Source organism: Phyllobacterium sp. YR531, assembly GCF_000282595.1.
GTDB lineage: Bacteria > Pseudomonadota > Alphaproteobacteria > Rhizobiales > Rhizobiaceae > Phyllobacterium.
Window position 1 is genome coordinate 240,825 of sequence record NZ_AKIZ01000037.1, and the last position, 12,603, is coordinate 253,427.

At 54.3% G+C, this 12,603-nt stretch carries 12 protein-coding genes; 1 reads left to right on the plus strand and 11 read right to left on the minus strand.

The features are described 5' to 3' along the window. Nucleotides 1-2: 2 nt before the first annotated feature. The 8 genes from PMI41_RS21010 to PMI41_RS21045 all read right to left on the minus strand — a co-directional run bounded on the left by PMI41_RS21010 (nt 3) and on the right by PMI41_RS21045 (nt 9,101). On the minus strand, nt 3-1,796 hold the full coding sequence (locus PMI41_RS21010) for an LTA synthase family protein (RefSeq protein ID WP_081497180.1): 1,794 nt from the start codon (nt 1,794-1,796) through the stop codon (nt 3-5). A gap of 419 nt (nt 1,797-2,215) precedes the next feature. Next, nucleotides 2,216-2,902: a phosphate regulon transcriptional regulator PhoB gene (gene phoB, locus PMI41_RS21015; RefSeq protein ID WP_008128223.1), complete on the minus strand. Its 687-nt coding sequence runs from the start codon at nt 2,900-2,902 to the stop codon at nt 2,216-2,218. 16 nt (nt 2,903-2,918) lie between these two features. Beyond that, on the minus strand, nt 2,919-3,647 hold the full coding sequence (gene phoU, locus PMI41_RS21020; RefSeq protein ID WP_008128224.1) for a phosphate signaling complex protein PhoU: 729 nt from the start codon (nt 3,645-3,647) through the stop codon (nt 2,919-2,921). A 21-nt stretch (nt 3,648-3,668) separates the two neighbouring features. Continuing rightward, nucleotides 3,669-4,490: a phosphate ABC transporter ATP-binding protein PstB gene (gene pstB, locus PMI41_RS21025; RefSeq protein ID WP_008128225.1), complete on the minus strand. Its 822-nt coding sequence runs from the start codon at nt 4,488-4,490 to the stop codon at nt 3,669-3,671. Nucleotides 4,491-4,512: 22 nt separating this feature from the next. Next, nucleotides 4,513-5,829 (minus strand): phosphate ABC transporter permease PstA, encoded by a 1,317-nt coding sequence (pstA, locus tag PMI41_RS21030; protein ID WP_008128227.1) that lies wholly within the window; start codon nt 5,827-5,829, stop codon nt 4,513-4,515. After that, nucleotides 5,826-7,292, minus strand: coding sequence for a phosphate ABC transporter permease subunit PstC (gene pstC / locus PMI41_RS21035; RefSeq protein WP_008128229.1), 1,467 nt, complete (start codon nt 7,290-7,292; stop codon nt 5,826-5,828). Before pstC ends, pstA begins: the two co-directional genes overlap by 4 nt. Nucleotides 7,293-7,382: 90 nt before the next feature. Continuing rightward, entirely contained in the window at nt 7,383-8,420 is a 1,038-nt protein-coding gene (locus tag PMI41_RS21040; RefSeq protein ID WP_008128230.1) for a substrate-binding domain-containing protein, read from the minus strand. Nucleotides 8,421-8,708: 288 nt separating this feature from the next. Continuing rightward, nucleotides 8,709-9,101 carry a GFA family protein gene (locus tag PMI41_RS21045; protein ID WP_008128231.1) on the minus strand — a complete coding sequence of 131 codons (393 nt, stop codon included), beginning with the start codon at nt 9,099-9,101 and terminating at the stop codon, nt 8,709-8,711. A 170-nt stretch (nt 9,102-9,271) separates the two neighbouring features. Between PMI41_RS21045 and PMI41_RS21050 the strand changes: the two genes are divergently transcribed. Continuing rightward, nucleotides 9,272-9,757 (plus strand): Rrf2 family transcriptional regulator, encoded by a 486-nt coding sequence (locus tag PMI41_RS21050; RefSeq protein ID WP_008128232.1) that lies wholly within the window; start codon nt 9,272-9,274, stop codon nt 9,755-9,757. A gap of 12 nt (nt 9,758-9,769) precedes the next feature. Here the strand turns inward: PMI41_RS21050 and PMI41_RS21055 are convergent, their stop codons facing one another. The 3 genes from PMI41_RS21055 to PMI41_RS21065 form a co-directional block, all read right to left on the minus strand. Continuing rightward, nucleotides 9,770-11,251, minus strand: a complete 1,482-nt coding sequence (locus PMI41_RS21055) for a mechanosensitive ion channel family protein (protein WP_040856273.1) — start codon at nt 11,249-11,251, stop codon at nt 9,770-9,772. Nucleotides 11,252-11,355: 104 nt separating this feature from the next. Beyond that, nucleotides 11,356-11,772 (minus strand): cupin domain-containing protein, encoded by a 417-nt coding sequence (locus tag PMI41_RS21060; RefSeq protein ID WP_008128235.1) that lies wholly within the window; start codon nt 11,770-11,772, stop codon nt 11,356-11,358. A gap of 37 nt (nt 11,773-11,809) precedes the next feature. Beyond that, nucleotides 11,810-12,565 (minus strand): SDR family oxidoreductase, encoded by a 756-nt coding sequence (locus PMI41_RS21065; protein WP_008128236.1) that lies wholly within the window; start codon nt 12,563-12,565, stop codon nt 11,810-11,812. Nucleotides 12,566-12,603: the final 38 nt, after the last annotated feature.

Consider the following 12,603-nt stretch of genomic DNA (forward strand, 5'->3'; position numbering starts at 1 on the left):
GGTCAGAGCATCGGGGCTGTAGCCTTGCCCGCACCAGTTTCAGGAAAGAACTTCTGCGTGCCGTGCTGCTCACCGAACATCATGTCAAACTGCAGAAGCCGTAGATTATTGATCAGAGGATCAATCTGCTGCTTGCCTGACCAGTCCGGCATGGGTTCATCATTCTCGCTCACCAGCATATGACGGTCGATAACCTTGTATTTGTCCCGTACCGCCCCGAGCACACCGGTGTAATAGGGGTGGCTCATGCCAGCCAGTTCCAGCAGATGCAGCGGCAGGAATGACGGGCTGACCGTACCGACACCATAATCTGCACCCCAGGCGTTCGACCATATGACCAAAGGCGTTTCATGCTGTTTCAGCATGTCATCCAGAGGTGCCCGCCGATCGGCAACACGATCCCTCATGTAGCCTGTCGTTACGTAGGCTTCATTGAGCGGCGGCAGGTGATCGCCAAAAAAGACAAGGATCGTCGGACGTTTGCGGTGCGATGCCCAGTTCATCAATTTCTTCAGGCTGCGATCTGCATCGGACGCGCCTTCAGAAAATGTCTGGATGATCTGCCTTGGCCCTTCACCTGCTTCAGTAGCGACATTGATCCGGCTGTTCTTGTAGCGGTTCGGCTCGTAGGGGCCGTGGCCTTGCAGTGTAACCGTGAAATAGAAAAACGGCGCCTTGGCCTTGTCGGCTTCGCTTATGACCTCATCCATCAGTGCGTCATCCGAAACCAGCGGGCCTCGTGCCTTCAGCTTTGGCAGGTTTTCTTCCGACATGAATGTATCGAAGCCGAAGGATTGATAGACATTGCGACGATTCCAGAACCACTCGCGGTAGGGATGGATCGCCTTTGTCTCGTACCCCTCGCTCTTGAAAAACGTCGCCAGAGACGGCACGGGATGGCGGACATATTGCTGATAGGGAATGCTGCCATAGGGAAGGAAAGCATTGGAAAATCCCGTCAGTGCCTCGAACTCCACATTCGCGGTCATGCCGCCGAATTCCGGTGAAAACACCGAGCCGGATTGATTTGCACGAACTGTAGGGATCGGGTCGCGATTGAAGCTCACGCCGGGAAGCCGGGTTGGGTCCCAGAAGGATTCGCTCATCACCATGATAATATCAGGCTTGCCCGTGGATTCGAACAGTGCCGGGACTGAAGGTATCGAACTGATCGCCTGCGCCGAATAACCGGCAGGAGCAGAAACATCTGCCATCGGCAGATTGAGTGCGAAAGCCATGGTAAAGCCGTTATGCGCGTAGTTCTCTTTCTGGTCCCACATGATCGGCTGAACATGCAATCGGTCTCGCGCCCATGAGAATGTGTTGTAGTCCATGATCGAGACGAAGAATGTAAGCGCGGGTACTGCCAAGGCCAGCCGCCATAGCCGCCCCTTGCCACTAAGACGCGTACCCCGTTTGCGCCAAAACCGCCATGCCATTACCAGACCCGTAGCCACCGTCACACCCGCCAGTAGTAGCGCCACGGCAGTCCAAGGCCGCTCGCGGACCAACAACGGCATCAGGTCAAATATCTGGCGTGAATACAAAAAATCCGCCGGATAAAGCGGATCACCAAGATAGAGCGCTTTCTGCCGCCCCACCCATGTAAAAAACAAGGCAAGCGGCGCAACGATCAACAGGCCATTATGCGCTCGGCCGAAAACAGCATCCAATGCAAGGATGATGAGCGCATAGAGCCCGACTGTTGTCCATGCGGGCCGATAAAGCTGCTGAAAGAACAGGATGGAATCGGAAACAGAGCCACGAAACACCAACTCAACCGCAAGAACCAGCATTGTAGAGATGGCAAATACGGCTGTCAGATAGCCCGCGTGGCGGAAAAAAGCTGCCAGCCGCGACGGCCTGACTACTGCTTCTGCGCCAGACCAGACATTCGCTTCAAGTTCAACTTGCTCGATCTGTCTGGCCAAACCACTCTCCACGCCACGCCAAACGGCCTTCACAAAACCGTCACATAAACGTCATATATCAGCGTTCCGTTCCCCGGCCAGTGGCAAAATTGTTAATGCCGATAACTTTGTCTTGATGCAGAGTCATGTATTGTGATGGATGGCACGCTTTCATACCGCGACCAGAACAGCAAATCTCCAGAGTTTAAAAAGAACATAAATACGATGCGGCCCAAGTCGTCCTTGTAAGGAACGGCCCGGGCCAAAATGTCTGAAATCAAGAAGATTATTGGGGATGCTTGCCGCTATCCGAAAGAATATCCTGCGCCGCGTACAGTGCGGATGGGATCAAGCGAGCGGCCGATATTGATTGCCTTGCGCAGGCGCCCGACATGCACGTCAACGGTGCGATCATCGACATAAATGTCTGCGCCCCAGACATTGTCCAGTAATTGACCGCGCGAGAACACCCGGCCCGGCGACTGCATTAAGAATTCAAGCAGTCGGAACTCCGTCGGTCCCAGCTTCAATTCGCGTTCCTTGCGGAAAACCCGATGCTGCTCGCGGTCAAGCTTCAGATCGCCAAAGCTCAATACGTGTGAAAGCAGGCTGGGATTAACCCGTCGCAGCATGGATTTGATGCGGGCCAGCAGTTCCGGCGTCGAGAATGGCTTGACCATATAGTCGTCCGCGCCGGTGGAAAGTCCGCGAACACGTTCGCTTTCCTCACCGCGTGCTGTCAGCATGATGATCGGCAGGATTTCCGTTTCACGGCGCGCGCGCAGACGGCGGCAAAGTTCAATGCCCGAAAGGCCCGGAAGCATCCAATCGAGGATCAGCAGATCAGGCACTTTTTCGCGCAAAGCTATTTCGGCTTCGTCACCACGGCTGATCGTTTCGACGATATAGCCTTCCGCCTCCAGATTATACCGGAGGAGAACACTAAGGGCGTCTTCGTCTTCAACGACTGTGATTCTGGGAGCTATAGGCATGATCTGCTTCCGGCAATTATGGCGTTACTGGCTCGTCTAGAATAACGGTGTGCGACTGGTCTTCCTTCGGACGTTCCGCTGGAAGCTGTGTTCCCGTGACTATGTAATAAACCGTCTCGGCGATATTGGTGGCATGGTCACCGATACGCTCGATATTCTTGGCGCAAAAAAGAAGATGCGTGCAGGCTGATATGTTGCGCGGATCTTCCATCATGTAAGTCAAAAGTTCGCGGAACAGCGATGTGTAAAGCGCATCGATCTCATCATCACGCTCGCGGACGATGTTGACCTGTGCCACCGAACGCGTTGCATAGGCGTCAAGCACATCCTTGAGCTGTGTCAGCGCGAGTTCTGCAATTGTCTGCAAACCGCGATAAACCGACAGTGTCTGGCGCGTATCATTGACCGCAACAACGCGCTTGGCGATGTTCTTGCCAAGATCGCCGATTCGCTCAAGGTCCGATGAAATGCGGATCGTGCCGATAACTTCCCGCAGATCAATCGCCATTGGCTGGCGCTTGCCGATGATGGTGATGGCTTTTTCGTCGATCTCGCGTTGACCTGCATCGAGAATGAGATCATCGGAAATCACGCGCTGGGCAAGGGCATTGTCCGAATTGACCATGGCGGACACGGCCTGTTCGACCATGCGCTCCGCATGCCCGCCCATCTCTGCAATCTTGTGTGTGAGAAACTTCAGTTCATCGTCATAGGAGCGGACGGTGTGTTGTGCGATGTCAGTCATTGCCTAAGCCTCTTCCCGTGATCAACCGAAACGTCCGGTAATGTAGTCTTGCGTGCGCTTTTCGGTAGGGCTGGTAAACATCATTTCCGTATCGCCCACTTCGACAATGTTTCCGAGGTGGAACATGGCCGTGCGCTGCGACACACGAGCAGCCTGCTGCATCGAATGCGTGACGATGACAATCGTGTAGTTCTGGCGCAATTCGTCGATCAGTTCCTCGACCTTTGCCGTAGCAATCGGATCAAGCGCCGAGCATGGCTCATCCATGAGGATGACTTCCGGGCTGACCGCAATAGCACGTGCAATGCAAAGGCGCTGCTGCTGACCACCGGAAAGACCTGTACCGGCTTCATGCAGACGATCCTTCACCTCGGCAAAAAGACCGGCTCGCTGGAGGCTCTTTTCGACGATTTCCTCCAAATCCTGCTTGGTACGGGCAAGACCATGGATACGAGGGCCATAGGCGACATTCTCGTAGATGGACTTCGGAAACGGATTAGGTTTCTGAAAGACCATGCCGACGCGGGCGCGCAATTCGACAACGTCGATTTTCGGATTGTGGATATCTTCTTCGTCGAGCGTGATGAGGCCACCCATCTTGCAGCCCTCAATCGTATCGTTCATGCGATTGAGGGTACGCAGGAAGGTCGACTTGCCGCAGCCTGAAGGCCCGATCAATGCCGTGACCATCTTTTCCGGAATGTCCAGGCTGACGCCGAACAGGGCCTGTTTTTCACCATAATGAACAGTGACGTCCGTGCCCCGCATCTTGATCGCATTGGTTTGCGCATTCATCTTGTCATTCACCGCTTTTTCGAGATTTCGTTCGGTCATTAGATTCATGATTTGAGCCTTCCTCGTGACCTTACCAGCGACGCTCAAAGCGACGCCGAAGAATGATAGCCGTGATATTCATGACCGCAAGGAACAGCAGCAGCACGATAATAGCACCAGATGTTCTTTCAACGAAGGCACGTTCCGCCTCGTTGGCCCACATATAGATCTGCACTGGCAGAGCCGTCGACGGATCGAGTGGCGTGACAGGGCTGTTGGCTACGAATGCCACCATGCCGATCAGCAGTAGCGGAGCGGTTTCTCCCAGCGCGTGAGCGAGGCCGATGATGGTGCCGGTCAAAATTCCGGGTGCAGCTAGCGGCAACACATGGTGAAAGACCATCTGTGTTTTTGAAGCACCTACACCCAGCGCCGCAGAGCGGATGGATGGTGGCACTGCGCGCAGGGCAGCACGTGTCGCGATGATGATTGTTGGCAATGTCATCAACGTCAGGACAAGCCCGCCGACCAGCGATGCCGAACGTGGCAGGTGGAAGAAGTTGATAAACACCGCAAGCCCGAGCAAGCCAAACACGATTGAAGGAACGGCCGCGAGATTATTAATGTTGACTTCAATAATATCCGTCAGCTTGCTCTTCTTGGCATACTCTTCAAGATAGATGGAGGCAGCAACACCGATTGGCAGGGACAGACCCAGCACGATCAGCATCATGTACAGCGATCCGATCAGCGCCACGCCAAGTCCCGATGTTTCAGGGCGGCTGGAAGCGCCATAGGTGAAGAGACCCGAATTGAACCGCTGGGCCATGATGCCCTCGTCCTTGAGCGCATTCATCCACCCAACCTGACGGTCAGAAACCTTGCGCCGCGCTTCTTCGACACCCAGGTCGATCTGTCCCTTGAACGCGGAGTCGATATCGGCACCAGTCAAAACCCAGATATTCTGTGTCGTTCCAATAAGCGCAGGATTGCGGACAACGAGTTCACGCAACTGGCCACGCACACCGTCGGAAAACAACTTGCCAAGCTCACGTATGGCAGGCTTGTCGCTTGCGCTCACGCCAAGCTTCTCGGCCAGTGCATTACGGGCTAGAATTGGATAATTCGCGGTCAGAAGAACATTCGGGTTCGTCGCGCGCGCATTTTCCGGGTCAATGATTGCCGGGTCGAGATTGATCGTCAGATTCACTTCGGTTTGCCAGAATGCGGTATAGCCATTGGAAAATACCGAAAACATCAGGGCAACGAGGAAGAAAAGTCCTACAGCGATCGCAGCAATACCATAGATGCGGAAGCGGCGTTCTGCAGCATATCGGCGCTTGAGACCGATGTCGCGTCGCACCGAGCGCGCCGGAGCTGATGCTGGATTGAGAGTTAGGTCGGTCATTCGTACTGCTCCCGATACTTACGCACGATGTAGAGCGCGAAAACATTCATCGCCAGAGTGATGAAGAAGAGGGTGAGGCCAAGCGCAAACGCTACCAGTGTCTGGGGCGAGTTGAACTCGAGATCGCCGGTCAACTGGTTGACGATCTTGACGGTGATCGTGGTCATTGCATCGAACGGATTGATATTCAGATTGGCAGCAACGCCAGCAGCAAGCACCACGATCATGGTTTCGCCGATTGCGCGCGATGCCGTCAGCAGCAGGGCACCGACGATACCCGGCAGGGCAGCCGGCAGAATGACGCGGCGAATGGTTTCGGATTGGGTTGATCCCAGACCCAGCGAGCCATCCCGCAAGGAGCGCGGAACCGCAGTGATAATATCGTCGGACAGGGACGAGACGAAGGGGATCAGCATCACACCCATGACGATACCGGCGGTCAGCACGCTTTGCGCCTGAATGAAGGCATAACCACCGGAAAGTGCCGCACTCAAGTCACGCAGGAACGGCCCAACCGTGACAAGAGCAAAGAAGCCATAGACGATGGTCGGGATACCGGCCAGCACTTCTAGCAATGGCTTGACGGCGGAACGCACGCTGCGGCTGGCATATTCCGCCATGTAGATCGCCGCAAACAGCCCGATTGGCACGGCAAACAGCATTGCGACGAAAGCGATATAGAGCGTTCCGGCAAGAAGCGGGATCAAACCGAACTGCCCCTGCGATCCACCCGAACCTGCAGCCGCAAAGCGCGGATCCCACACCGTTCCGAAAAAGAAGCTCGTCGGCGAAACCGACTGGAAGAAAGTAAGTGTCTGGAACAGCATCGAGAGAATGATGCCGATTGTTGTCAGAATTGCGATGGTCGAAGCCGCGACAAGCGCCCCAAGAATGATGCGCTCGACATTGTTGCGGGCCCGGGTCCGCGCCTGAATGCGGGACAGACCAAAAATTGCACCCACAATAGCAAGAGCAATGGCAATGAACGCGCCGGTATTCTTCGCGAGCTTGGAATTCTTGTTCCACTCAACTGCGATGGGGATCATGAAATCCTGACCCTCTGTCGCCAGTGCTACGCCTTTTGCGGACAGAATGGGACGCAACTCCGCGAAAGTCTGAGGAAGATTTTGCCGCTCCGCATCCGTAAGACGGTCGAGGCCGCGGGCGATGCCGCTGACCATGCCGAGTTCCAGACTCTGGCTGGCAATGACACTGTTTTCATTGTGGATTGGCAACTCTGAAATTGCCGTCCGCTCAAGATACATGCTTGTCGCTGCCGCCCATATGGCAATGAACAAAACAGCAGGCAGCGCGGAAACCAGAAAAGCCCACCAACCATGATAGTGGGGCAGCGAATGCGCCTTGACGCTTCCATCGCCCTTGCCTGCAGCGCGCCGGCTACCGATGAAGTAAGCGGCAGCAGCTATGGCGATGACGATTGTAAAAACCAGCAATGTGGACATCAAAGCTTCCTCGATCCGTCCGTGCAAATTCAAAGTCTGATGACAATCAAGCGGGCGACCTGGGCCGCCCGCTTGATGCAATCAGGCTTATTACATTGTCTTACCGGAGGTGAATGCGTCGCGCTGTGCTTTGCGCTCGGCTTCTGGTGCGGCAACGAGACCGTATTCAACCAGCGGGCTGTCTTCGCCGATCATCTGGTCACCAAGGAAGAATTCAACATACTCCTTGAGACCGGGGATAACACCCAGATGAGCCTTCTTGACGTAGAAGAACAATGGACGGGAAACCGGATACTTACCGCTGGATATTGTTTCGGTGCTTGGAACAACACCCTGAACAGTAGCAACCTTCAGCTTGTCGGCATTGTTTTCATAAAACGCCAGGCCAAAAACGCCAACGCCGGTCTTGTTAGCATCGATACGTGCCAGTGTTTCGGCATAGTCACCATCGATATCGACTGCCTTACCGTCCTTGCGGATGGCGATACAGGCGGAAGCGGCGGCCTTGTCGTCAAGGCCAGCTGCCTTGATGGCGTCTGCTGCACCGGCTGCTTTACAACCGCCAGTCATCAGCTTTTCTTCGAAAACTTCACGTGTGCCGTGCTTTTCGCCAGGGATATAAGCAGCAATGTCCCAATCTGGCAGAGCAGGATTAACCTGGTTCCACTTGGTGTTTGGGTTTGCAACGAGCTTGCCATCGACTGGAACCTGTGCGGCAAGCGCCAGATAGATGTCCTTGGGAGTCAGAGCCCAGTCTGGACCCTTGATATCGGTCGCGAACACGATGCCGTCATAACCGATGCGAACTTCCTGAACGTCCTTGACGCCTGCATCAACGCATGACTTCAATTCGCCTTCCTTGATCGGACGCGATGAGTTGGCGATATCAACTGTATCTTCGCCGACGCCCTTGCAGAATTCCTTGATGCCAGCGCCCGAACCACCGGACTCGACGACAGGCGTCTTGAAGTCAGGATAGGTTTCGCCGAATGTTTCGGCAACGATCTTTGCATAGGGCAGCACTGTGGAAGAGCCGGAAATCTGGATCTGATCGCGTGCAGACGCCGTGCCGAGGGAAGCTGCAATGCCGATGGCAGCAATTGCGGCCGTCGAAAAAAGCTTGTTCATGGGTTTTACTCCTGTTGGGAAACTTTTGAAGTCACCGCTATCTACAGAAGGTTTATAACAGTCATGTGACACTTATATTACGGTTTGATCACAACAGCCTTGACCCAAGGACAACGAGCACAACTTACTGATTTTAATAGATAATTATGATTACATTGATTCTGGCGCTGATGAAGGAAACTTCTCCGTCAAATTATGGCGAAGCCAAATTATATCACTGCAGGTTGCATATGGCTGTCCTGAGTTCCAGCGCTGAGGCTGGCTGCCGCGTTTTCCATCGGGGACGATCTATTCCTCAGAACGTCCCAAAGTTTCGCGATCACGCTCATAATGTCTTTTAAGCGGAAACGGCGGCAACCAGGATTCGCGGCGGACCATCCAGCTTTCATAAGTCGGCATCAGCTGATCGGGTGCGTCGAGCGACCCCAGATTAACCTCGATTTCGTCATCGGTGCGCGCGAACACGGGCGAGCCGCAATTGGGGCAGAAAAAGCGCCCTGCGTAATCCCGTGTTTCGCCATCGACCGTGACCGCATCCTCAGGATATATCGCCGTGGCAGCAAAAAGCGCCCCATGATGTTTACGGCAGTCGAGGCAGTGACAAAGGCCGACCCTGTATGGAAGTCCCTTTGCTACAAGCCGGACACTCCCACAACGGCAACCACCTGTGAATTGCTCCATTGCTGGTCCTCCCTAACATCCAAGCAAACGCGACATTTATAATGAACAACGCTATCATTGCAATTACGGGTGCAGCTATTGATTTGATTTACAAATTACTTATTTAAGGATATTACGTATCCTTAAATGGAAATTTACAAGCCGATGATAATGGCGGGCAGGATTTAGCAATGATACTGAAAAATCAGGTCGAATGGGCACTTCATTGCTGCGCTCTCATAGCCGGGCTTCCGGAAAACCACTATCTCTCAACCAAGGCATTGGCCGAATTTCACGGTGTGCCAAAGGAGTATCTGTCGAAAGCGTTGCAGAACCTTTCGCAAGCCGAGATCGTGCAGACAACACTTGGCCCCAGCGGCGGTTATCGCCTGGCAAAGCCGACATCGGAAATCACCTTTCTGGATATTGTTGAGGCGGTTGAAGGCAAAACCCGTACCTTCGTCTGCAACAATATCAGACAGAACAATCCATGCCGTTCGGCAGATCACTGCGATACCAAGCCCTGCTCCGTTGCCCGCATCATGTGGGATGCCGATGAAGCCTGGCGCAGCAAACTGCGCAGCGTGACCCTTGCCAATCTCGTCGACACACTTGCCAAAGATGTTCCTGCCGATCTGTGGAAGAGCAGCTTCGAATGGGTCATGGCACGTACCTGAGGCCGCGCTCCATCAGCTTCGGAAAATTGTCTGGATTGATTTCAGCAAAGCAAGAACCGAGCGCTCCCGCGACTGGCCGGGCGCAGCTGCATCATCCGTCAATGCAGTGCGCCGTGACAAAATGAGTGCAAGCTCTTCTGCCATCGCGGGGCGGTCAAGCAAAAGTGGCGCAAAGCTCTGCTGATCAATTTCATAAACGACCACATGGGTCAGCGCCTCCAGCGCGGATGCCTCTCCAAGCCCTGCAAGAAGCCCCGTCTCGCCAAAGAAATCTCCCGGTGCAAGACGGCCCGCCTCCTCATTCATATCATCATCCCGCCGCATGACGACGACACCCGCGCGTATGATCATCAGCGATGAAAGCATCTCTCCCTTTGCAGCAATGACATCGCCTTTCCTGTAGGTCCGCACTGTCGTGGTAGCGGCCAACGCTTCCTTCTCATCATCACTTAACCCGGAGAATATCGATATTGCACCGATCAGCTCAATTGGCGTGACCCGTGCCGGAGCGGCAGTTTCCTCGGTCGGCAAATCGCTCGAATGAACAATGGCCGTGGCAGGTCTGGCCAATAGCAATCCGGCAGATTTTACATGACGATAGACCAGATCGAGAACTTCGTTCCTGGCTGGAATGCGTCCGCTGACATTGGCAACGCGGAACTGCAACTCCACTTCCAGCGCATGGGCATCAAGCTGTTTCAATGCGACGACCGGCGGCGGCTCCTTGAGAATGGTGTTGCAACTCAACAATACGGTTCGCATCACGTCCACGATTGTGGATGGCATTTTTGTCGGTGCCAGCCGCACCGTCATAGTCAGCACATGCGCTTCATCGGGACTGCTGACATTGATCAACCCTAGCTTTGCAAGGAAACTGTTCGGCAGCGCCACGACATTATGCGCAGCATTCATCAGATGGGTTGAGCGCCAGTTGGTTTCTATCACCCGCCCTTCCGTGCCGTCGCTGAGCACAATCCAGTCTCCCAGCACATAGGGACGGCCAAGATTGAGAGCTATACCGGAGAACGCATCGCTCAATGTATTCTGAAGCGCGAGTCCGAGAATAATGGCAAAGACACCGGATGTCGCAATAAGCGTGCCAACCGGCACACCGAATACAAAGGCGATAATCGACAATATCATACCCAGATAGACCGCGCCGACAACGAGATCCTGCAAAAGCCTCGCCTCGCGCGGCTTGCGTTCGAACACGAGATAAATGCGGACAAAGCCGATCACTGCCCACGCCAGATTGATCCACCATATGGCTTTCACAGACCCTATGAGAATGGCGTCGCCCGTTGCCCTTGACACTGTATCCAGCTCATAGGGCACCACGTTTTGCCTCGAAAGCATCAGTGTCAGGACAATGAAAAAGCCGATTTGTACGATCAGCCGTAAATTGGCGAGCCGCCTCGGCAACAGGTACCATACGAGAATGCAGACCAGCCCGACGATGTCGATATGAAACAGGGGGGAGTTGAGCAGGCCCATCAGGAAAGATGCATCAAACATGGTCAAGCCCTCGCTGGTTGCAATATTGAAGAGGCCCGGAACGGCTCATGCCGGCCCGGGCCTTTGTCATCGGCAGGTGGAGATCACTTGATCGGGGTGGTCAGAGGTGTCTTCTCGTCCGTATCGACGACAAATACTGCCAGAAGGGAAGCAGGTTCGCTCTTGCTGTCATTGGCGCTGACGCCATGACGATCACCCGGCATTTCGGAGAAATTCTCACCGGCCTTGTAAACCTTAACCGGACCATCATTGACCTGGCTTCGGATAGCGCCGGTCAGGACAGTCGCATAGATGAATGCAGAGGTTGGATGAGTGTGGCCGGGAGACGAGCCACCCGGGCCATACTCGACGAGAATCCCCTTGATGCTTTTGCCCGGAGCATTGGGAAGCTCATGTTCATAGACGATGGTGACTTTCGCGTCTTTACCTTCGTCATGGGCTGCCGCTCCGGTTACGAGCAGCAGTCCAAGTGCCGTGGCCGCTATTGCAGTTCTGATCATGGTCGTTTCCTTTGTCGTTTGTGAATTATGCTGAAGGTCATTTCCGGCGCGGTGCCGTTGCAAACCACTCTTCAAAGCCGATTGATCCAAGCCGCGGACTGAGACCCGGCACCAGCGATGCATCGTTCAGTTCCGCACCGAAATATCGGGCATGTTCATCGACTTCGACCTTTCTTGGATCGTTCGTTGCCTTCAGGTAACGTCCCACCAGCTCGCTGAGACGCACTTTTTCCGGCCCGGCAATTTCAATTGTTCCAATCACAGGCGGCGCAAGGGCTACATCCGTCATGGCATCGGCGACATCATCCGATGCAATCGGCTGCACATAGGCTGGCGAGAGGTGCACCTTGTCCCCCACAGTGCCCGATTCAGCGATACCGCTGAGGAATTCAAAAAACTGCGTGGAATGAACGATCGTATAGGGAATTGGCGATTTTCTGATCAGCTGCTCCTGTGCAAGCTTACCGCGAAAATAGCCGCTCTCCTGCAAGCGTTCTGTACCCACCACGGACAGTGCAATGTGATGTTTCACGCCCGCTGCCGCTTCTGCGGCAAGCAGGTTTTTACCCGCGGTCTGGAAGAATTCGAGAACATCTTTGTCTGCAAACGACGGCGAATTGGCCAGATCAAGAACGACATCCGCGCCGGCAAGCGCGTCGGCCAAGCCTTCACCTGTTATCGTATTGACGCCGGTGTTCGGCGAAGCCGCTATAACATCATGCTCTTTTTTGCGCAGACGTTCGACCGTCTTTGATCCAATCAGACCCGTTCCGCCAATAATAACGATTTTCATGGCACTCTCCCCTTCCAACCCGTCAACCGGGCAGAAAA